Here is a 21,337-nt window from a genome sequence, read left to right on the forward strand (position 1 = left end):
CACCTTTGCGTAGTCCGGGCCTTTCAGCTGTCCCGCAGCGACTCGGGGTCGAGGCGCGCGACGGCGCGGGTGTCCTGGAACGCCCGGACACCCTCAATACCCTGTTCCCTGCCCATGCCGGACTGCTTCATGCCTCCAAATGGTGCCCGCAGGTCGAGCCGGGTGGCACCGTGGTCATTGACCCAGACATAGCCGCAGACCAGCTTTCCGCCCACTCGGCTTGCCGTTGCGGGGTCGGCAGTCCACACGGATCCGCAAAGGCCCGCCCAGGTGTCATTCGCCGCCTGCACCGCCTCATCCTCAGTGTCGAACGGAATGAGCGGGATGACGGGCCCGAACTGTTCCTGGGTGACCACGCGCAGCGAGGGTTCAGGATCGATCACCAGTGCGGGCCGGAGGAAGTTTCCGCCCCGCAGGTCCGGATCCGCCGGAATCACGCCGTACTCCCTGACCTCGGCACCCGAAGCCTTCGCCTCCTCGATAATTTCGCTGACGAAGGCCTTCTGCGCCGGCGAGTGCAGCGGCCCCATGGTGGTCCCCTCATCGAGTCCGTAACCGATCACGGCATTCTCAAGCCGGCTGGACAACCCTTCGGCGAGCTCTTCCAGCCGGGAACGGTGCACATAAATCCGCTTCGCGGCCATGCAGATCTGGCCCGTGGTGTCGAAAATGGACGCGTAGAGACGGTCCAGGTGCGCGTCATCGAGGACGGCGTCGGGCAGGATGATGGCAGCGTCGTTTCCACCGAGTTCCAGCGTCACCCGCGTCAGCGACTTGGCGGCCATCTCCATGATCCGCTTGCCGCCGGAGACGCTCCCGGTGAAGCATACCTTTGCGATGTCCGGGCTGGTGATGAGGGCGGCCATCTCCGCGTCCTTGCCGGTCACGACGTTCAAAACGCCCGGCGGCAGTTTCTCCGCGATCCTCTGGACCACCCGGGTTGTGGCGAGCGGAGCCGTGGGCGGGGGCTTCACAATCGCCGTGTTGCCGGCGAGAAGCGCGTGCGGCAGTGAGGCCGCAAGGATCGCGATGGGCCAGTTGAAGGGCACGATGACCGTGACTACGCCGATCGGCTGGTATTCCACAGTGGTGGACACCGGGATTCCCGGTGCCGGTGGAAGAAGCTTGGTGGCGTCCACCTCTTCGGCCAGGGCGAGTGCGAGGTTCCACCGGATCTCGAACACCAGCGAGTCCACCCAGGCCTCCATGCGGATCTTGCCGTTTTCCTGGGACAGGATGGCGGCGTCCTCGTCGCGGAAATCGGCGATGCCCTCCAGCGCCGCCCCCATCTGCTCTGCGCGCTCCTGCGCGCTCAGGGCGGCCCACCCGGGGAAAGCTGCCTTAGCTGCCGCAATCGCATCATCGACGTCACCCGAGCCCGCCGCGGCCGCGTGGCCGACGATGATGCCCGGCTTTCCCGGGTCCACGATCTCCATGGTCGAGGCAGCCTGGCGTTCGGCGCCTCCGATGTACAGGCCGGTGGTCACCGGCGCGGACGTGTCTACTGTGTTTGTCATGACTTCACACCTCTCTGTGCTGTGTTGCCGGGTTCTTTAATTTTGTCACTGGCGGACAATGGGCGTTCCGTGGGTGTGGAAGGTTTCGATCGTTTTCATGCCCCAGGCTTGCCCCTTTTTGCGCTCCTCCTGCGTCCACTCCACCACCGGCGAGTCAGGATCCAGCAGCAGGCGGGCGCCGGCGTTGGCCAGTTCGATGCGGTTGCCGCCGGGCTCCCAGACGTAGAGGAAGAAGGTCTGGTTGATGGCATGCTTGTGCGGGCCGGACTCGATGTGGATTCCGTTCTCAAGGAAAATGTCGGCCGCCTTCAGGATGTCCTCGCGGGTGTCGGGGGCGAAAGCGACGTGGTGCAGGCGGTTGCCATGCTTCAGCCAGTCGTCCGAGTACACGATGTCGTAGGACTTGTTGTTGAAGTGGAACCACCATGCGGCGTACCCCCCGTCGTCGAGCCTGATGCGTTCGCTCTCACGTGCTCCCAGTGCGTTCAGCACGAATTCGCCATTTGCCACTACGTCCTTGGCGAGGAAGTTGATATGGTCCAGCCGCCTGGCGTTCACGCCCCGGCCGGGAAAGGCCGAGGCCTGGTTCTTCAGTGCGGGCTTGTCGTCCGTGGCGGTGTACCGCTCGGTCTCGTAGTAGATTGCCAGCTCATGCCCGTCCGGGTCGCGGAACGCGTAGGCAGGTCCCGTCCCCACCTCACCGTCCACCCAGCCGATGCCGAGGCCGGTGGCTTCGATGGCCGCCACCCGGCGCTCAAGCGCCTCCTGGCTTGTGGTCCGGAAGGTGGTCCGTCCGACGCCGGCATCGGCCGAGGCGGAGAGCTTGATGGTGTAGAGCTGGTATTCGTCCCACGTGCGCAGGTACACCGACTTCTTCCCAGCTTCCCCGGCTTCTGCCACGACGCGCATGGCCAGCAGGTCACGGAAGAACCAGAGGCTTTCGTCGAAGGTGGGAGTGAGCAGTTCCACGTTTCCCAAGTGGGCGACGTCGAACGAGGTGTACCCGGTCATGGAACAGTCCTCTCCTCAAGGTTGGGGTTACAGGCGGGGGCGCGGGAAAACGCGCCCCTCGAAGATCTTTCGAGCCGTCCGGAGCGCTGCCGAGTGGGTGACGCTGTAGCCATCCGCGGACGGCTCCACGCCGACGTCAACGTCGAAATGGCCGGAGGGATGCTCGACGCGGAAGGGTCGCTCCGGTGCGGGAAACACGGCAAACCCATGCCCCACAGACCCTTCGGCCAGCACTCCCGCTGCGACAGTGAGGGCCCCAAAAACGCCGATTGACGTGTGCACGCGCACGGGCAGGAAGCTGCGCGTGGCAATGGTGCCGCCTGCCTGCGGCGGGGACAGCAGTACGAGCTTCGGTACGGTTGCGCCGCTGACGTCTTCCATGCCCATCACCTCGCCTGCGGCAAGCCTGATTTCCGCGAGGCGGGCCGCCAGCGCGTCGTCCGCTTCCAGGTCGCCGGGCAGTTCGTTGCCGGCTACGCCAAGATCAGCCGCGCGCAGCAGCACGGTGGGCATGCCGTTGTCGACGCAGGTCATTTCCACGCCGGCGACCCGGTCCAGTACCTTGCCCGTTGGAAAGAGCGCCCCTGTCGACGAGCCGGCGGTGGCCTCGAAGTTGAGCCTGATTGGCCCTGCCGTTCCGGGCACGCCGTCGATCGCGAGGGTGCCGTCATAATCCACGGTGCCGCCGGGGGTGGCGAAATACGCCGTGGCGATGCTTCCGGTGTTGACCATCCGGATGCGCACCTCGCTATGGTCGGCACCGGGCGCCACCAGACCGCGCTCCACGGCGAATGGTCCTACGCCGGCCAGGATGTTGCCGCAGTTCTGGCGGCTGGTCACAAACGCCGTATCCACGCCGAGCTGCAGGAAGAGATAGTCAACGTCGGCGCCGTCGTCGGGAGATGCCGAGATGACCGCAACCTTGCTCGTCAGGGGATGCGCACCGCCGATCCCGTCTACTTGGAGCGGATCGGGGGTGCCCATGATCCGAAGCAGCAGATCGTCACGTTCGTCAGGATCTGCAGGCAGGTCCGACGCGAGGAAGTAGGCGCCCTTCGAGGTGCCGCCGCGCATGAGGAGGCAGGGAATGCCTTCATCGGGCGCCATGGCCCGACCCGTACTCCGCCGCGCTCACGTATCGTACGCCTAGTCTGTCAAGCACCGCGCGCAGCCTATTGCGGTCCAGGCTCAGCTCACCCGCGCGGTAGGCCGCACGGGACTGAGCCTCCTTCTCAACCCTCGCGGCGGCGGCCTCGAGGGTTGCCTGGGCGTCGCGGCGCGGCACGCAGAGCACGCCGTCGTCGTCGGCCACGATCACGTCTCCTGGGTGAATAACCACACCGCCGACGGGGATCGGCACATTCACCGAGCCCGCCGTCGCCTTGACCGTACCCTGCGCGTTGATCGCGGCGGACCAGACGGGAAAGCCCATCGCGCGCAGTTCGCGGACATCGCGGACGCCCCCCGTGGTGACAAGCCCGCGCACCCCCCGGTGCTGCAGTGCTGTTGCGAACAGCTCTCCGAACGAACCGTCCAGGGAGGGCGAGGTGGTTGTCACTACCAGCACATCACCTTCGCGGCACTGTTCCACCGCGGCGTGGATCATGAGGTTATCCCCTGGCCAGCACAGGACGGTAACGGCTGAGCCAGCGATCCGTACTCCATCCTGGAGAGGCCTGAGCGAGGCACCCACCAGTCCGCTGCGCCCCATCGCCTCGTGCACCGTGGCGACACCGTGCCCTGCCAGGCCCTCGATGGACAACGCCTCCGCCCGCTGCACGCCGGTGACCACCACGGGTTTCATTCCAGAACCTCCGTGACCTGGGGGTAGTAGCGCATGTAGGCCTCGCCCCTGGTGTCTACGGGCAGTCCGAGGTTTGGTCCTGCATTCCGTTTGACCTGTACCCCGCGCCGAACGGCGAGGTCCGTGTAGTAGTCCCACATGTGCTGCTGGGCGGGGAGGCACTTCATGGCCTGCTGCTTGGCGGGAAAGGCAGAGGTGATATCAAGCAGGACGTCGGGCTTGAAGTCGCACTGCTCGGGCTGGTGCGGCTCGAAGAAGAACACCGGCGGCGCCCCCAACACCTCGCCGGGAGCGTCGTAGCCAATAGCCTGGGCCAGGATTCTGGCTTCGATCGCCAGCCGGGCAGCTGCTGGATGGTCGCCGTTGTAGGGGTCCAGGAGGGGATGGGTCAGCACAACGGTGGGCTGAACCCGGCGATAGATCCGCACGAGCTCATCCAGCAGTTCGCGGCTCGGCAGAAGCGGGTAGTCGCCGGCGTCGAGGAATTCGATTTCTGCGCCCAGGGCCCGGGCGGCCTCCTCAGCCTCCCCGCGCCGAAGCGCCTTGATCTCGTCCAGCGTCTTTCCTGCCAGCCATTGGCTGGCAGATTCGCCACGTTCGCCATAGGAGAGGCAGACGACGACGGCGCGGTCGCCACGGGCGGTGGCGGCGGCAATCGCGCCGCCGGCACGCCAGACGAAATCGCCCGCATGTGCGCTGACGACGAGCAGACTGCCCGGATCGCCCATAGTTCAGTCCTCCCGGAGTGCTCCTGCAACCTGACCTAGCCCGGTATCCGCGGACAGTGCCAGACAACCACTCTCTGGCACCCCGGTCAAGGCATCGGATACAATTTTGTTAGCAATCTCGATCTTAAAGCTCCCGTGCAAATGTCGTGACTGCGTGGCGGGCCGGACGAAGGAGTTCGCAGTGACGGAGACTTTGCAGGAAGCAGTGGACCGGGAGGGCTCGCCGGTAGAGCTGCTGCGGAACTCGCCGGCCCGTCCCCATGTCTTCCCAGTGACTGCCGAGTTCAGCAACTGGCGATCAGAGCAGCATTCCTGGCGCACCAGCTGCGCCCTGCTTGACCAGTCGCACCACATGACGGATCTCTTCCTGCAGGGGCCGGAAGCGGAAAGCCTGCTCCGGGGGCTTGCGGTCAACTCCTTCGCGAAGTTTCCAGTTGACCGCGCAAAACAGTTCATCGCGGTGAACCACCGGGGCCAACTCATCGGCGACGGGATACTCGCCCACCTGGACCAGGACTCCTTCAACCTGGTGGGACACCCGATGGTGATCGACTGGGTGCAGTACAACGCCGAAACAGGAGACCTGGATGTGGAGGTGGAACGGGACGGCAACTCCATCGTGCGTGCCGGCGACCCCCGCCTGTTCCGCTACGAACTTCAGGGGCCCACCGCCGTCGCAATCGTGGAAAAGCTCATCGGCGGCCCGGTCCCGCAGATCGGGTTTTTCCATATGGCACGCTTCCCGATTGCCGGGCTGGAGGTCCGCGGGATCCGGCATGGCATGGCCGGACAGCCCGGCTACGAACTTTTCGGCCCGTGGGCCGAGGGTGCACGTGTTCGGGACCTGCTGCTTGAGGCGGGAGCAGAATTCGGACTTACCCAAGTAGGGGCAAAAGGCTATTCAACAGCCAACCTCGAGTCGGGCTGGGTGCCCTCTCCGGTGCCGGCGATCTTCTCGGACCCCCGGCTGCGGGCCTACCGGGAATGGCTGCCGGCCTCAGCAGCCGGTTCACTCGGCGGCAGCTTCGGCACGGCGGACATTGAGGACTACTACCTGACGCCCTACGACCTGGACTACGGGCGGTCCATCGCGTTTGACCATGACTTCGTGGGACGGGACGCGCTCGAGGGCATGTCCGAAAGGCCCCACCGCCGCAAGGTGACACTCGTGTGGAACCCCGACGATGTCCAGGAGGCGATCGGCTCGCTCCTGCGGCCCGGCCTCCCGGCCAAGTACATCGACCTGCCGAAGGCGCGCTATGCCCTGTACCAGGTGGACCGGGTGCTCCAGGACGGCGCCGACATCGGGCAATCATTCGACTGCGGCTACATCGCCAATGAGCAGGCGTTCGTCTCGCTGGCCAGCCTGGACTCCGGCGCGGCGGTCACCGGTGCCGAGGTCACGGTGCTGTGGGGTGAGCAGCCCAACTCGGCCAAGGTCCAGGTGGAGCCGCACCGGCAGGTTGCCCTGCGGGCCACGGTGGCCCCGGCACCGTTCGTGCAGTACGCACGCGAAAGTTACCGCGCCGCCTAGCGGCGTAGCCATCCACCCGGAATAAACGAAGGAGAACCCCGATGGCCCGGAAGTCCCTGCAGGACGTGCTCGATGCCGCAGGCAACACCGTCGAACTCTTGCGCAACTCTCAACTTGGCACCTACATCTACCCTGTGGTCCCCGCGGAGTTCACCAACTGGCGGCGGGAGCAGCGCGCCTGGCGCGAGACCGCCGTGCTCTACGACCAGTCGCACCACATGGTCAACTTCTTCATGAAAGGCCCCGACGCCCTCAGGCTGCTCTCGGACACGGGCATCAACAGCTTCGCGAATTTCCCGGCGGACACGGCCAAGCAGTTCGTGCCCACGGCGTCCAACGGCGGCGTGATCGGCGACGGCATCCTGTTCCACCTGGCAGAGCACGAATTCGTCTACGTTGGGCGGGCACCTGCTGCGAACTGGCTCCAGTTCCACGCCGAGACCGGCGGGTACGACGTCGAATGCAGGTACGATGACCGCTCACCGTCACGCCCCTACGGGCAGGCCGTACAGCGGGAGTACTACCGCTTCCAGATCCAGGGGCCCAACGCCTGGCAGATCATCGAGAAGCTCAACGGCGGGACCCTCGAACAGGTGAGGTTCTTCCACATGGGGCACCTGGACATTGCCGGAGGGCGGGTGCGCACCCTGCGCCACGGTATGGCAGGAGCCCCGGGGCTGGAGATCTGGGGACCCTATGAGCAGCATGCCAGGATCCGTGAGGCCGTACTCGAGGCCGGTGCCGAGTTTGGAATCGAACCCTGCGGGTCGCGCGCCTACTCCTCGAACACGCTCGAGTCGGGCTGGATACCTTCGCCGCTGCCTGCTGTCTACAGCAGTGACGCCGAGCGCGCCTACCGTGGATGGCTGCCGGCCACCAGCTACGAAGCCATCAACGCGCTCGCGGGCTCCTTCGTCTCGGACAACATCGAGGACTACTACCTCACGCCGTGGGAACTGGGCTACGGCTCCTTCGTGAAATTCGACCATGACTTCATCGGCCGGGACGCCCTTGAGCAGATTGATCCGGCCAGGCAGCGGAAGAAGGTCACGCTGGCCTGGAACGACGAGGACCTCGCCAGGATCTGGGCGTCCTTCCTCGACCGTGACAACCCGGGCTACCAGTTCTTCGACCTCCCGAACGCCAACTACGGTTCGTCGAACTACGATTCCGTGGTGGACGCCGACGGGACTGCAGTTGGCCTCTCGCTCTTCACCGGCGTGACAGCCAATGAACGCCGGGGACTGTCGCTGGCAACGGTTGACGCCAACGTGGACATCGGGACCGAGGTCCACGTGGTTTGGGGCGAACCTGACGGGGGGTCACGCAAGACCACAGTGGAGCGGCACGAGCAGATCAGCGTGCGCGCCGTCGTGAGCCCCGCGCCCTACGCCGTGACGGCGCGTACGGAATACCACGGCGGCTGGCGCACCGCCGGCGCCACTGCCAAGTGAGCCTGCCGGCTTGCCGCGCACGGCAGCCAGGGTTGCACGTCAGGTGACCGGTGCTGGTTCGGACTGGGCGGATGACACTTCGCGGAGGGCATCGATGACGCTGAGCAGGTGGCTTCGCACAGCGTGCTCGGCCGCGTCTGGGTCCCGGCTGACTACGGCGTCGATGATGGCGGCGTGCTCCAACACCGAGACCTTCGCCCGCTGCGGCCGCGACGAGAGCTTGAACTGGTGCCGGACACTCTGCGCGTGCAGGCGGGCCAACACCTCGGCGGCAGTGGCATGGTGGCTGAGTTCGCGGATCCGTACATCGAGGTAAAGGTGCAGGCGCGCGTATTCGACGAGATCACCCTCGGTGACAGACTCGATCATCCGGGCCCTGAGCCGCTCCAGGGCAGCTGCATCCTCGTCGGATATGCGCGCAGCCGTCTTCGCGGCACACAGGCCCTCAACACCGATCCGTACCTCCAGGATCTCGATGGCCTCGTCCACGGAGATCGCCCGGACCCGGGACCCGCGGTTCGGCAGCCGCTCCACCAGGCCTTCACCTGCGAGTTCGAGCAGTGCGGTGCGTACCGTGGCACGGCTCGCCGAGAGCTCCACGCTGAGGTCGGCTTCGATAAGCCGCTGATTGGGTGCGTACTCTCCCCGGATGATCGCGTCACGGATGACGTCGGTGACCCTCGGGTCGCCGGTGGCCGCCGCTTCCGCCTCCAGTGAATGACCGCGAGATGCCATCTGCACTCAACTCCCAGAATCGCCGAACAAGTGAGGGGCCCAGAGTGAGCACCATTTTGTCTACAATCTTAGGAGCAAGGGGGGACAAGGACCGCATGCGGGTCGCCGTCCTGGGGCTTGGGGAAGCCGGGCGCATCTACGCGGAGGACCTTTCCCGGCGTGGAGTGGGCGTTACGGCGGCCGATCCGGCGGTCGCCGCTGTTCCAGCCGGCGTTACCCCCGCCGGTGGCGTCGGCGAAGCCGTGCGTGGAACAGGGGTGGTGCTCAGCCTGGTTGGGGGGCATGCTGCAGAGTCTGTCCTCGAGGAAGCGCTGCCCGGGATGGAACCGGCGAGCATCTTCGCGGACATGAATACAGCGGGCCCCGCAGTAAAGCGGCGATTGGCGGAACGCGCATCCCGGCGCCACATTCAATTCGTCGACGTTGGCATCCTGGCGCCGGTTCCACGCAACCGGCTTGAGACGCCCCTGGTGGTGAGCGGTGCGGGCGCGGAAAACCTGCTGCCTGTCCTCACCGGATGGGGAATCCCGGTGACCAGTGCAGGAGGCGAAGCAGGCGCGGCCGCCGGACTGAAGTTGCTCCGCAGCGTTTTCATGAAAGGTCTCGCGGCCACCGTCATCGAGTCAGTCACCGCCGCCAGGGCAGCAGGGGCCGAGGACTGGCTCGTCGGCCAGATCGCCTCGGAACTGGGCCCTGCCGGACCCGAACTGGTGGAGCGTGTACTTGAGGGCACGGCGCTGCACGCCGCGAGACGGGAAGCCGAGATGCGTGAGGCCCGCTCGTTCCTGGAAACGCTTGGCGTCTCCCACCCCATGACGGACGGAACGCTCGAGTGGCTGCATGCCCTGTCGAATCCAACATAGGCGGCGGGCAGTCCTTACTGACTACGCCCGCAGCCGCGGTGTAGGAACAGGCAGGCTTAGGCGACCCGCCACACGCTGCATTCGTCCGTGTTGATTGCCTTCCGGTGGCCAGTGATCCGGTCCAGGATCCAGACGACGCCGATGCCGGGCGCTGTTTCCTGGACGCTGCCGCGGCGGATCACCACGTCGTCGTAGGAGGGGCCCACGGAAAGGCGGGCTTCGATTTCGTCACCGCGGTGGAGCTGGTCCAGGGCGCGGACTCTGGTTACATGCGTGGTCGCTTTCTTCAACATTGCGTGGCCTCCTGGCTGGAGCTGGTGCCGGCTCTTGCCTGCACTACCAAGTGTGGCGGGGCAATGTTGCGCGCCCGTTTCCCCGCGGTTAGGTACCGGTTAGTTCTTCGAGCCGGTGTTGTTTCTGCGGCACCCTACTGGCAGTCCGGCGGGCGTGGCCGGGAAACGGGACCCCGCTCAGGCGGCGCCGCGGCTGCGGTACCCGGCCAGGAAGTCGGAAATCCTTTCCACCGCCTCCTCGATGTCCAGGACGGACGGAAGGATCACGAACCGGAAGTGGTCCGGTGCGGGCCAGTTGAACGCGGTGCCGTGGGAGACCAGGATCTTCTGCTCCTGCAGGAGGTCCAGGACGAACTGCTCGTCGCTGGCGATCGGGTACAGGTCCGGATCCAGGCGCGGGAACAGGTACATGGCTCCCGACGCCGGCACGCAGGTGACGCCGGGAATGGCGGTCAGCAGTTTGTGGGCGAGGTCGCGCTGTTCCCGCAGCCGCCCGCCCGGACTCACCAGCGCCTCAATGCTTTGGTAGCCGCCCAGGCAGGTCTGGATGGCGTGCTGGGCGGGAACGTTCGCGCAAAGGCGCAGCGAGGCGAGCAGTTCAAGGGCTTCCCGGTAGCCCACGGTGGCCGCGAGGGGTCCGGTGATGGCTACCCACCCCGCACGGTAACCGGGCATCCGGTAGGCCTTGGACAGCCCGCTGAAGGTCAGGCAGCACACGTCTTCCGCCACGGAGGCAGTGTGGATGTGGCGGGCGCCGTCATACAGCACCTTCTCGTAGATCTCGTCCGAAAACAGGACCAGGTTGTGCTTGCGTGCCAGGGCAGCGAACTGTTCCAGGACGTGGCGGGGGTACACGGCGCCCGTTGGGTTGTTCGGGTTGATGATCACGATGCCCTTGGTGCGGCTGGTGATTTTCGCTTCCACGTCCGCCATGTCCGGCCACCAGTTCTCCGCCTCGTCACAGAGATAGTGCACCGGTTTGCCGCCGGTCAGGGTCACGGCGGCGGTCCACAGGGGATAGTCCGGCGCCGGGACCAGGATCTCGTCACCGTTTTCCATGAATGCCTGCAGGCACATGGAGATCAGTTCGCTGACCCCGTTGCCGATCACGATGTCTTCCACGCCGATGTTCATCAGCCCATGGGTCTGGTAGTACTGCGAGATGGCGGTCCGGGCGGTGAAGATCCCCTTGGAATCGCTGTACCCCTGCGCGCCGCGAAGATGGTGGATCATGTCCACGACGACGGACTCCGGCGCCTCCAGCCCGAACGGCGCCGTGTCCCCAAGGTTCATCTTGAGGATGCGGTGCCCCTCGGCCTCCATGTTCTTGGCCGCCTGGAGGATGGGGCCCCGGAGCTCGTAGCGGACGTTCTGGAGTTTGCTGGAGTGTTGCATGGCGCGCATGGTTGATCTTTACACACAGCCGGCGCCCGCCGCCCCCGTTACGGCGCCAGCCGGTCCCCCTTCCGGTGCACCCGGAACCAGCGGTATCCGTAGCGCCCCAGTTCCGCCGTGAAGCCGCCGTCGGGTTCCAACTCCACATTGTCGCCGTCGAACAGGTCCAGCAGCATGGCGTCTTTGTAGGCCTGCGGCGGGGCGTCCTGGCCGCCCACCAGGCCGCTGACCTTTACCGGGTCCTCGCCGAAGTTGTGCAGCAGCACCAGCGTCCCGCCGTCGGAACTGCACGTGTGGGCGAACACGGCGGGCTCGGGCTGGTCGATGACGTTGAATTCACCCCACCCCAGCTCCGCGGACTCGCGGTAACGTGCAATCAGGGTGGCCATGAAATTGAACAGTGAGTCCGGGTCGCGCTTGGCGGCCGCAGCGTTGACGTTCTCCACCCCATACTCACCGCGCACCAGGGGCGCCACCAGGTCCGCCGCTTTGGCACTGGAGAAACCGCCGTTCTTTTCGCTGGTCCACTGCATGGGGGTGCGCACCGCGGCGCGGCTCTTCTGCCGGAGGTCCTCGCCCATGCCGATCTCCTCGCCGTAGAACAGCACGGGGGTGCCCGGCAGCGAGAACATCAGCGAGTACACCATCCGGATCCGTTCCTGGTCGCCGCCCAGCATCGGCGGCAGCCTGCGGCGCAGGCCCCGGCCGTAAATCTGCATGTTCTTGTCCGGGCCGAACGCGGCAAAGACCTCTTGGCGCTCGCCGTCGCTGAGCTTGTCCAGGGTCAATTCGTCATGGTTGCGGACGAACATGGCCCACTGGTTGTCCGGATGGATGGCCGGCCGGCTCTTGAGAGTCTCGGCGAGCGGGCGGGCATCCTGCCGGGCGAGCGACAGGTAAATGTGCTGCATGGACATGAAGTCGAACTGCATGTTCAGCTCGTTGCCCTCGGGTCCGCCGAAGTACTCCAGCTGCTCCTTGTAGGGCAGGTTCACCTCGCCCAGCAGCACCGCGCTGCCGTTGCGGCGGCTCACGAAGCTGCGGAGCGCCGCAAGGTACTCGTGCGGGTCCCGGTTGGCGGCCTCGTCCTTGGGCTGGCCGCGGGTCTCCAGGAAGAACGGCACGGCATCCAGCCGGAAACCGTCCAGCCCCAGTTCCAGCCACAGCCCCATGGCCTTGGCGATCTGGTCCCGGACGCCGGGGTGGGTGACGTTGAGGTCCGGCTGGTGCTTGGCAAACATGTGCAGGTACCACTCGCCGGTGGCGTCATCCTGCGTCCAGAGCGAGTTCTCCTCCCCGGGGAAGACCACCTCGGAGGACGTGTCCGGGGGAGTGTCCTGGCGCCATACGTAGAAGTCCCGGTACGCGTTGTCCGTCGATTTCCGGGCCTCAAGGAACCAGGGGTGCTGGTCAGACGTGTGGTTGACCACGAAGTCCGCGATCACGCGCATACCCCTGTCCTTGGCGGCGCGGATGAACTCCACCAGGTCGCCGAGCGTTCCCAGCCGGGAATCGACGGCGAAGAAGTCCGTCACGTCATAGCCATCGTCCCGGTCCGGGGACGGGTAGAAGGGCATGAGCCAGATGCAGGTCACGCCCAGGGCGGCCAGGTAGTCCACCCGCTGGGTCAGCCCGGCGAAATCTCCGGTGCCGTCGCCGTCGTCGTCAAAGAACGTTTCCACGTCGAGGCAGTAGATGACCGCGTTCTTCCACCACAGGTCTGACGTCTCGGCGAGCCTCATGCCCGGGCCTTCGACGACGGTTCGGCAGCTGCCGCAGCAAGCTGCGGTTCAGCGGCAATGCCGGCAGGGGTCCCGCCGGACGTGCGAAGGTGCGGAAGAACGTCCGCCGCGAACGCGTCGATGAAGGGGGCCTGCTCCTGCCCCACGAAGTGCAGGTAGAGCTCGTCGAAACCGAGCTCCGCGTACCCGGCCAGCCAGTCCACGTGCCGGGCGGTGCTGGCCGAAACGTTCACCGACTTGCGGACCTGGTCCTCGCCCACGTGCTCGCCCACGCCGTCGAAGTGCCCCGCGGTGGGCAGGTCCCAGGGGACGGGCGGGGCGAAGGTGTTGGTCCGCCACTGGTCCAGCGCAATGGCCGCGGCATCCTCTTCGCGGGGTGCCCAGGAGAGGTGGACCTGCAGCACGGCCTTGCCGCGGCCGCCGTTGTCCCGGTAGGCGGCCAGCATGTCCCGGAGCTTGTCCGCGGGCTGGTTCACGGTGACCAGCCCGTCCGCCCACGCTGCGGCACGGCGGGCTGTGTCCACGCTGATGGCGGGCGCTATCAGCGGCGGCGGAGCGTCCGGGACGTCCCAGATCCGCGCCTGCTCCACCGTCACCAGGCCGCGGTGGGTGACCTCCTCGCCGCGGTGCAGCCGGCGGATCACCTCAACGCACTCTTCCAGCCGGCGCTGCCGGATGTCCTTGGCCGGCCAGGTATCGCCGGTAATGTGCTCGTTCATGTTTTCGCCGCTGCCGGGGGCAAACCAGAACCGCCCCGGGAACATCCCGGCCAGGGTGGCGGAGGCGTGGGCGATGATCGCCGGGTGGTAGCGCTGGCCAGGTGCCGTCACCACCCCGAACCGGAGTTCCGTAGTGGCCAGGGCGGCCCCGAGCCAGGACCAGGCGAACCCCGAATGGCCCTGGCGTGCGGACCACGGCTCAATGTGGTCCGAGCACATGGCGGCATCAAAGCCTGCATGCTCCGCGTGCTGGACATCCTGGAGCAGCTGGCCGGGACTGATCTGTTCGTGCGAGGCGTGAAAGCCGACGGTAACCATCGTTAACCTCTACCGTCCGGTACGGTGCCCTGTCGAGGGCATCCCGGGCCCCGGTACGGGAACCGGACTACTTGTCGGATAAGTTTGGAACTTGTAGTACTGCGTTCCTGCCGACGATGCGGGGGCCGGCGGAACGGGAAGGAAGTACCTCAATGGGCGGCGTGCTGATCGGGCTGGCGGTGATCGGCGTCGTGATCGCCGTGGGGTACATCGCCGCGCGCTGCGGCCTGGGCGGCGAGCCCACTGTCACGGCATTGACGCGCACCGCGTTCTTCATTACCAACCCGGTCCTGCTTTTCACCGTGGTCCTGGAGTCAGACGTCAGCGTGGTGTTCTCCGCCTACGTGCCGCTGGCGCTGATTACCGCCCTGGTCACCGCGCTGCTGTATGTGGGGATCAGCCGGCTGTGGTTCCGGAGGCCGCTGGCCGAGACGGCAGTCGGCGCCATGGCCAGTTCCTACGTCAACGCCAACAACATCGGCATCCCCATCACCCTGTACGCCCTGGGGGACGCCACGCCCGTGGCGCCGGTGCTGCTGGTCCAGCTGCTCCTGCTGGCGCCGCTGGTGCTCACCTTGCTGGACCTCTCCGCCGCCGGCAGGTTCTCGCCGCGGCTGATGCTGACGCAGCCGTTCCGGAATCCCATGATCATCGCCACCCTCCTGGGCGTGGTCCTGGCCGCCCTCGACGTGGAGCTGCCTGAGCCGGTGATGGCCCCGCTGGCATTGCTCGGCGGCGCCGCCGTTCCGGTGGTGCTGCTGGCATTCGGCATGTCGCTGCACGGCAGCCGAATGCTGGGCAGCGGCGGGCACACGGCGGAAATCCTCACGGCCACTCTGCTCAAGTCAGCTGTGATGCCGGCGGTGGCGTTCGTCGTCGGGCGCTTCCTGTTCAACCTGGACCAGCACATGCTCCTGGGCGTGGTGCTGATGGCTGCCCTCCCGTCCGCCCAGAACGCCTTCCTTTTTGCCAGCAAGTACGGCCGGGGTGTGGCCGTGGCCAGGGAAACCATCATGTTGTCCACTGCCGCCGCGGCGCCGGCGCTGATCCTCATCGTTTGGCTGCTCGCGGGCTGATCCGGCGCGCCGACGGGCCGGGCAGGGGTTCCGCGCCGGGCGCCTGCCGGGCAAGAATGGGCACATGGAACTTCCCGTGATGCCGCCTGTCCCGCCCATGCTCGCCAAATCCGTCAGCGGCATTGACGCTATTCCAGGGGCCGGGAGCCTCAGCTACGAGCCCAAGTGGGACGGCTTCCGGTCCATCATCTTCCGCGACGGGGACGAGCTGGAAATCGGCAGCCGCAACGAAAAACCGATGACCCGCTACTTTCCCGAGCTGGTGGCGGCGCTGAAGGAGAACCTTCCGCCGCGGTGCGTGGTGGACGGGGAAATCATCGTGGTGGGCGCCTCGGGCGACCGGCTGGACTTCGATACCCTGCAGCAGCGCATCCACCCCGCCGCCAGCCGGGTGAAGCTGCTGGCGGAGCAGACCCCGGCATCCTTCGTGGCCTTCGACCTCCTGGCCCTGGGCGACGATGACTACACCGGCAGGCCCTTTTCCGAACGCCGCGCCGCGCTGGAGAAGGCACTGGCGGCCAGCAAGGCGCCGGTCCACCTCACGGCCGCCACCACGGACAAGGACACTGCCGGCAAGTGGTTCGAGGAGTTCGAGGGCGCTGGCCTGGACGGCGTGGTGGCCAAGAGGCTGGATGGCCGGTATGAACCGGACAAGCGCGTGATGTTCAAGATCAAGCACGAGCGCACGGCCGACTGCGTGGTGGCCGGCTACCGGCTGCACAAGAGCGGGCCGGACAGCATCGGCTCGTTGTTGCTGGGCCTGTACAAGGACGACGGCGGCCTGGCGAGCGTTGGAGTGATCGGCGCGTTTCCGATGAAGCGCCGCAAAGAGCTGTTCCAGGAATTGCAGCCCCTTGTGACCGATTTCGACAACCACCCCTGGGCGTGGGCGAAGCAGGAGGAAGGCGAACGGACGCCGCGGAACGCCGAGGGCAGCCGCTGGAGCGCCGGCAAGGACCTGTCCTTCGTGCCGCTGCGCCCGGAACTGGTGGTGGAGGTCCGGTACGACCACATGGAGGGGGACAGGTTCCGGCACACCGCCCAGTTCAACCGCTGGCGCCCGGACCGGGACCCGGAGTCCTGCACCTACGCGCAGCTGGAGGAACCGGTCAACTTTGACCTCGCCTCCGTCCTGGAGACCGGCCGGCCCTAGCCGTTTCCCCGGACGGCCGGGTTCCGGGCGTCCAGCATGCTCCACAGGCCGTCTGCGCGGCAGGGGATGGACGCGTTCACCAGTGCCCGGCTGTGCGGGTGCCGCGGGGCGGCGAAAAAGTCGCGCGTCTCGGCCACCTCTACAACCCTGCCCTCGAGCAGGACCGCAACCCTGTCGCACATGTACCGCACCACGTCCATATCGTGGGAGATCACGATCAGGGACAGGTCATGCTCGCGCTGCAGCCGCAGCAGCAGGTTCAGGATGGTCCGCTGCGTGAGCGCGTCCAGTGCCGAGGTGGCTTCATCGCAGATCAGGACCCGGGGTTCCAGCAGGAGGGCGCGGGCGATGGTGGCCCGCTGCAGCTGGCCGCCGGAGCATTGGCCGGGGCGCTTGTCCAGCAGGCCGGCATCCAGCTCCACCTCCTTGAAGGCGGCCGCGATCCGCTCGTCCCGCTGTGCCGGCGGCAGGTCCCGCCGGGGCAGCAGCGGCGCCTGCAGGCTGGCCCGCAGGGTCATGCGGGGGTCGAATGCGCCGTGCGGCTCCTGGAACACCAGCTGCACTGCCGTGGGCCGCCGGGCTGCGCCGCCGTCGAACCGCCGGCTGATTGTCCCGGCACTGGCCTCGTCAAGCCCGACGATCGCCTTGGCCAGGGTGCTCTTGCCGGACCCGGACTGGCCGAGCACGCCCAGGATCTCCCCGCGGCGGAGGGAGAGTGAGACGTCTTCCAGCACGGTACTGCCGCGCCTGCGCCCAAAGCGCTTGCCCACCTTGTCGAGAACCAGCACGTCGCCTTCCCCGGGGGACGGACGACGCCGGGATGCGGGTGCCAGCTGGGCCGCGGCCAGCAGGTCCCGGGCATAGTCCGTTGTGGGGCGGCTGAGCAGCTCACCTGCGGGTCCGCCCTCCACGATGCTGCCGGAGTTCATGACCAGGACACGGTCCGCATACGCGGCGACGGAGGCCAGGTTGTGCGTGATGTACAGGATGCCGAGCCCGCGCTCGCGGCGTTCGCGGTCCAGCAGCTGCAGCACCTGGCGTTCCAGCATCTTGTCCAGGGCGGACGTGGGCTCGTCCGCCAGGAGCATGTCCGGCTGCCCGGCCAGCGCCAGGGCGGTCATGGCGCGCTGGGCCATGCCTCCGGAGAGCTGGTGCGGGAAAGCCCTGAGGCCTTTGCCGGGGTCGGCGAAACCCACTTCCTCCAGCAGCTCCAGGGCCTTGGCCCGGGCTTTGTGCCCCCGCAGCCCGGCGTGCAGGCGCAGCGGCTCTTTTAAGTGGTTGCCGATGGTCCGGTTGGGGTTGAACATCCGCTTGGGCTGCTGGAACAGCATGCCCAGCCGCCCGCCGCGGACCGCATTGAGTTCGGGTTCGCAGGCGCGGGTCAGGTCCTGGTCCCCCAGCCGGATGGACCCGCCGGTGATTTCCAGTTGCGGGGGCAGCAGCCGCAGGCAGGACATGGCGGTGAGCGTCTTTCCCGATCCGGAGCTGCCCACCAGCGCCACGAACTCGCCGGGCTCGACGGCGAGGGAGACGTCGGACAGCAGACGGCGGCCGTATCCGCCGTCGTCCGTTTTTTGCCGGACCTCCAGGCGGTCCAGCACCAGCCGGGCGCTCACGTGTCTGCCGCCGCAGGGAGCAGCAAAGGCCCGGCGGCCATGTGGGCGGCGCGCTGGCCCAGCAGCGTGACGCAGAGGGCAACCGTTAAGATGACCAGGCCCGGGGCCAGGATGCCCAGCGGTGCGCGGTCGGCGAACGGTTGCGCCGCGGCCAGCATGGAGCCCCAGTCCGACTGCGGCGGCTGGACGCCCAGGCCCAGGTAGGAGAGGGCGCCCACGCTGATGAGCAGGTGGCCGAACCGCAGGGTGGCCTGGCCCAGGATCGGGGCGGCAAGGTGCGGCAGTACATGCCGGAAGATAATGAAGCGTGGACTGCAGCCCAGCACCCGGGCGGCGTCCACGAATCCGCGGGCGGAGACGTCGTACGCCAGGGTCCGGGCCAGCCGGGCGAAGGGCGTCCAGCCGGTGACGGTGAGCGCCAGCAGCAGGGGGCCGAATCCGGTGCCGAGGGCTGCCACGATGAACAGCGCCACCACCATCTCCGGCAGCGCGAGCAGGACATCGTTGGTGCGGGTGAGGAACTCATCCACCCAGCCGCGGCGCCGGGCGCTAAGGATGCCGATGCCGGCGCCCAGGATACAGGTCAGCACTGTTGCCAGTGCGGCGACGGACATGGAGAACCGGCCACCCTCCAGGATCCGGCTCAGCGTGTCCCGGCCCAGGTTGTCGGTGCCGAGCCAGTGCGCTGCCGACGGCGGTGCCAGGCGCAGTGCCAGGTTTTGCTCCGCGGGCGGGTAGGGCGAGATCCACGGGGCCAGCAGCACAGCCAGGACGATCAGGGCCAGGACCGACGCTGCCACGGTGGTTACGGTGATCCGGCTACGCAAGGGAACCTCCCACCGTGGGGTTGAGGAAGCGGTGGACGAAATCGGCAAGGGTGGTTACCGCCACGGCAAGCGCCACGACCACCACCACGCCGCCCTGTGCGAGGGGGATGTCGCTGTTGACCACGGAATCAAAGAGCAGCCGGCCCATGCCGGGCACCGCGAAGATCACCTCGACGATCACGGAGCCGCCCAGCAGCCCGGCAAACCAGACGGCGAACAGGGTGGACAGGGGTACCAGTCCGTTGGGAATGACATGCCGGACGATGGACTGGGCATGGCTCAGGCCGCGCGCCCGGGCAGCCGGGACGTGGTCCGCTGCTGCTGCGTCGATGATGCCGGCGCGGACCGCGGAGGTGAAGAAGCTGATGGGCCGCAGTGCCAGGGTCAGGGCAGGAAGGACCGCCGAGGACAGGTCGTTCCACCCGGCCGTGGGCAGCACCGAGAGCTTGAGGGCGAAGACCAGGACCAGCACCGGCGCCACCCAGTACTCCGGCATGGCGATGAACGCCTGGGTCACGGCAGTGATGGCCTTGTCCGGCAGGCTGCCGGGACGCAGTCCGGAGATGATGCCGAGCGGAAGGGCGACGGCGGCGGCGAGCCCCAGCGACATGGCCACGAGGCTGAGCGTGACGGCAAGCGCGGGCAGGACCTGCTCGGCGACGGGGGTGCGGCTGACGTAGGACAGCCCCATGTCGCCGCTGAAGAAGTTGCCCAGCCACCGGAAGTACTGGGCGGCCAGGGGATCGTTCAGTCCCAGGCTCTGGGCGAGGGCCTGGACGGAGGAGTCTTCGATGGCATCCCCGGTGACCCTGGACCGGATGATTTTCCGGACCGGGTCGCCGGGGGTGACGTAGGGGATGAGGAACACCGCGAAAGAGGACACAGCGACGGCGGCCACCAGGGTGGCCGTCCGTTTGGCGATGAACTGCAGCATGCGGTGGTCCTGAGGGGCTAGGAGGCGGCCTTGGCCGTCTTTGCCGTCAGGACGTACCGGGAGAGGGGATCCTGCACGTAGTTCAGGACATCCGTGCGGATGGCGTCGGTGGCCTGTTCGTTGACCAGCCAGGCGTTGACCGCCTTGTCCCGGAGGATCTGGCCGGCTTCCGCGTACAGCTTGTACCGTTCGTTCGTGTCCACTGTCTTGGCCGCCTCGGCGATGATCCTGTCGTACTCGGCATCGCAGAAGTGGCTCAGGTTGTACGTGCCCTTGCAGGTGTAGTCGGCCGTCAGGAAGCCGATGGGGTCGGCGATGTCGATCAGCCGGTTGCGCTGGCTGAGAAGCATGTCGTAGTTGCCCGCCAGCACGTCAGGTTCCGCGGAAGCGTATTCCTTTGCCTGGATGGACAGCGGGATGCCGATGGTCTTCAGGTTCTCCTGGATGACCGCGGCGACGTCCGCGAATTCGGCGCGCTCCACGATGGCGATGATCTCCAGCGGGCGGTCAGGGGTGTAGCCGGCTTTTTCCAGCTGGGCGCGGGCCGCCTCCAGGTCCTGCTTGTGCTCCTCCTGCGCGTCACCGGCCCAGGGCTCCGACGGTGCGAAAGGTCCCGTGGCGGGCAGGGCCGCGCCTTCGTAGACGCTGGCAGCCAGGGCCTCCAGGTCCAGGGAATCGCGGATTGCCTTGCGCACGTCGACGTTGTCCAGCGGGGCACGGCCGTTGTTCATATAGAGCGTGGCTGTACGTGGTGAGTCGGCGCCCAGCACGGTGACGCCGGCAGCGCCCTTCAGGGTGGCCAGGCTGGCGACGGGGATGGAGAGGGAGATGTCCGCTTCGCCGGTCTGGACCTGGGCGGCGCGGGTGGCGCCGTTGGTGATGAAGCGGATCTCCGCCCCTGCCAGCTGGACGTCGCCGCCCCAGTAGTTTTCATTGCGGTCAAGCGTCAGCGACTGCTTGGTTTTTTCCGAGACCGGGGTGAAGGGGCCGGTGCAGCGGCCGAACGGGTCCACCTCGGTGTCCTTGTAGGCTGCTGGGGCGAGGATGCCGGTGTTGACGCTCGCCATGCGGTACGGGACCAAAGGGTTCTCGGCCGGGGTGCTCACACGGACGGTGCTTCCGTCCACGGCGCTGACGCTGCTGATCATGGTGCGGTTGAAGGCGCGGGCGGGGACCTTGGCATCCAGGACGTGGTTCAGTGCGGCCACCACGGATTCGGCAGTGAGCTTGGTTCCGTCCTGGAACGACACGTCCTGGCGGATGGTGAAGTCCCAGTCCAGCGGGGAGGATTGCTTCCATTCGGTGGCCAGGAACGGCACAACCTTGCCCTCGGCCTGGTCATACTTGGTCAGCGTCTCCAGGCAGCCGGAGAGGGAGAGGATGTAGGCGGCATCTGATTCGAGGGCCCAGTTGGCCACCGGGGCCCGGAAGTTGTTCACCACGATGCGCTGGCTGGTGTCCGCGGCGGCGGTGCTTTGGACTGACTGCGTCTGGGTGCCGCTGAAGCCGCAGCCGGCCAGGGTGAGGGTGGTGAGGGCTGCCACGAGGACGCGGGGCCGAAGGAACGAGCGCACGAAAATACCGCCTTGCAGGGCTGCCGGGGAAGCAGGAACAAAAG

General features: G+C 67.0%; 19 protein-coding genes. 5 read left to right on the plus strand and 14 right to left on the minus strand.

Annotation, left to right across the window (positions count from 1 at the left end; all coding sequences use genetic code 11):
* Window positions 1-23: 23 nt before the first annotated feature.
* From AC5RUO_RS12890 to AC5RUO_RS12910, 5 genes are read right to left on the minus strand one after another with little or no spacing between them, the layout of a single operon-like run.
* On the minus strand, window positions 24-1,517 hold the full coding sequence (locus AC5RUO_RS12890; RefSeq protein ID WP_494103730.1) for an aldehyde dehydrogenase family protein: 1,494 nt from the start codon (window positions 1,515-1,517) through the stop codon (window positions 24-26).
* Window positions 1,518-1,562: 45 nt separating this feature from the next.
* Entirely contained in the window at window positions 1,563-2,528 is a 966-nt protein-coding gene (locus AC5RUO_RS12895) for a VOC family protein (protein WP_494011472.1), read from the minus strand.
* Between the two features lie 27 nt (window positions 2,529-2,555).
* Entirely contained in the window at window positions 2,556-3,635 is a 1,080-nt protein-coding gene (locus AC5RUO_RS12900; protein WP_494103731.1) for a 4-oxalomesaconate tautomerase, read from the minus strand.
* Window positions 3,622-4,332, minus strand: a complete 711-nt coding sequence (locus tag AC5RUO_RS12905) for a 4-carboxy-4-hydroxy-2-oxoadipate aldolase/oxaloacetate decarboxylase (protein WP_494011474.1) — start codon at window positions 4,330-4,332, stop codon at window positions 3,622-3,624. Before AC5RUO_RS12905 ends, AC5RUO_RS12900 begins: the two co-directional genes overlap by 14 nt.
* Window positions 4,329-5,060 carry a PIG-L deacetylase family protein gene (locus AC5RUO_RS12910; protein WP_494051940.1) on the minus strand — a complete coding sequence of 244 codons (732 nt, stop codon included), beginning with the start codon at window positions 5,058-5,060 and terminating at the stop codon, window positions 4,329-4,331. The genes AC5RUO_RS12905 and AC5RUO_RS12910 overlap by 4 nt, the downstream gene beginning before the upstream one ends.
* A gap of 181 nt (window positions 5,061-5,241) precedes the next feature.
* Here AC5RUO_RS12910 and AC5RUO_RS12915 point away from each other — a divergent pair, with 181 nt between their 5' ends.
* Window positions 5,242-6,594: an aminomethyl transferase family protein gene (locus AC5RUO_RS12915; RefSeq protein ID WP_494011476.1), complete on the plus strand. Its 1,353-nt coding sequence runs from the start codon at window positions 5,242-5,244 to the stop codon at window positions 6,592-6,594.
* A 41-nt stretch (window positions 6,595-6,635) separates the two neighbouring features.
* Entirely contained in the window at window positions 6,636-8,048 is a 1,413-nt protein-coding gene (gene ligM, locus AC5RUO_RS12920; RefSeq protein WP_494011477.1) for a vanillate/3-O-methylgallate O-demethylase, read from the plus strand.
* Window positions 8,049-8,087: 39 nt separating this feature from the next.
* Here the strand turns inward: ligM and AC5RUO_RS12925 are convergent, their stop codons facing one another.
* Complete coding sequence (locus AC5RUO_RS12925) at window positions 8,088-8,783, minus strand: GntR family transcriptional regulator (RefSeq protein ID WP_494051937.1); 696 nt, start codon at window positions 8,781-8,783, stop codon at window positions 8,088-8,090.
* Window positions 8,784-8,878: 95 nt separating this feature from the next.
* Here AC5RUO_RS12925 and AC5RUO_RS12930 point away from each other — a divergent pair, with 95 nt between their 5' ends.
* Entirely contained in the window at window positions 8,879-9,646 is a 768-nt protein-coding gene (locus tag AC5RUO_RS12930; protein WP_494103732.1) for an NAD(P)-dependent oxidoreductase, read from the plus strand.
* A 56-nt stretch (window positions 9,647-9,702) separates the two neighbouring features.
* Here the strand turns inward: AC5RUO_RS12930 and AC5RUO_RS12935 are convergent, their stop codons facing one another.
* The 4 genes from AC5RUO_RS12935 to AC5RUO_RS12950 all read right to left on the minus strand — a co-directional run bounded on the left by AC5RUO_RS12935 (window position 9,703) and on the right by AC5RUO_RS12950 (window position 14,113).
* Entirely contained in the window at window positions 9,703-9,939 is a 237-nt protein-coding gene (locus tag AC5RUO_RS12935) for a hypothetical protein (RefSeq protein WP_494011480.1), read from the minus strand.
* Window positions 9,940-10,116: 177 nt separating this feature from the next.
* Window positions 10,117-11,343 carry a pyridoxal phosphate-dependent aminotransferase gene (locus AC5RUO_RS12940; protein ID WP_494103733.1) on the minus strand — a complete coding sequence of 409 codons (1,227 nt, stop codon included), beginning with the start codon at window positions 11,341-11,343 and terminating at the stop codon, window positions 10,117-10,119.
* A 38-nt stretch (window positions 11,344-11,381) separates the two neighbouring features.
* Window positions 11,382-13,076, minus strand: a complete 1,695-nt coding sequence (locus tag AC5RUO_RS12945) for an alpha-amylase family protein (protein WP_494011482.1) — start codon at window positions 13,074-13,076, stop codon at window positions 11,382-11,384.
* Window positions 13,073-14,113, minus strand: coding sequence for a TIGR03885 family FMN-dependent LLM class oxidoreductase (locus AC5RUO_RS12950; protein WP_494103734.1), 1,041 nt, complete (start codon window positions 14,111-14,113; stop codon window positions 13,073-13,075). The genes AC5RUO_RS12945 and AC5RUO_RS12950 overlap by 4 nt, the downstream gene beginning before the upstream one ends.
* Window positions 14,114-14,265: 152 nt before the next feature.
* Here AC5RUO_RS12950 and AC5RUO_RS12955 point away from each other — a divergent pair, with 152 nt between their 5' ends.
* Together AC5RUO_RS12955 and AC5RUO_RS12960 are read left to right on the plus strand one after the other, a co-directional pair.
* The gene (locus tag AC5RUO_RS12955; RefSeq protein WP_494011484.1) at window positions 14,266-15,189 is read left to right on the plus strand and encodes an AEC family transporter; all 924 of its coding nucleotides are present in this window, start codon (window positions 14,266-14,268) and stop codon (window positions 15,187-15,189) included.
* A gap of 64 nt (window positions 15,190-15,253) precedes the next feature.
* Window positions 15,254-16,342, plus strand: coding sequence for an ATP-dependent DNA ligase (locus AC5RUO_RS12960; RefSeq protein WP_494011485.1), 1,089 nt, complete (start codon window positions 15,254-15,256; stop codon window positions 16,340-16,342).
* Here AC5RUO_RS12960 and AC5RUO_RS12965 read toward each other — a convergent pair.
* From AC5RUO_RS12965 to AC5RUO_RS12980, 4 genes are read right to left on the minus strand one after another with little or no spacing between them, the layout of a single operon-like run.
* Window positions 16,339-17,958, minus strand: a complete 1,620-nt coding sequence (locus AC5RUO_RS12965) for an ATP-binding cassette domain-containing protein (protein WP_494103735.1) — start codon at window positions 17,956-17,958, stop codon at window positions 16,339-16,341. The genes AC5RUO_RS12960 and AC5RUO_RS12965 overlap by 4 nt on opposite strands.
* Window positions 17,955-18,785, minus strand: coding sequence for an ABC transporter permease (locus AC5RUO_RS12970; RefSeq protein ID WP_494103736.1), 831 nt, complete (start codon window positions 18,783-18,785; stop codon window positions 17,955-17,957). The genes AC5RUO_RS12965 and AC5RUO_RS12970 overlap by 4 nt, the downstream gene beginning before the upstream one ends.
* The gene (locus tag AC5RUO_RS12975) at window positions 18,778-19,719 is read right to left on the minus strand and encodes an ABC transporter permease (RefSeq protein ID WP_494011488.1); all 942 of its coding nucleotides are present in this window, start codon (window positions 19,717-19,719) and stop codon (window positions 18,778-18,780) included. The genes AC5RUO_RS12970 and AC5RUO_RS12975 overlap by 8 nt, the downstream gene beginning before the upstream one ends.
* A gap of 17 nt (window positions 19,720-19,736) precedes the next feature.
* Window positions 19,737-21,293 carry an ABC transporter substrate-binding protein gene (locus tag AC5RUO_RS12980; protein WP_494103737.1) on the minus strand — a complete coding sequence of 519 codons (1,557 nt, stop codon included), beginning with the start codon at window positions 21,291-21,293 and terminating at the stop codon, window positions 19,737-19,739.
* Window positions 21,294-21,337 lie beyond the last annotated feature (44 nt).

The sequence above is a fragment of the Arthrobacter sp. Y3221087 genome, assembly GCF_059089905.1.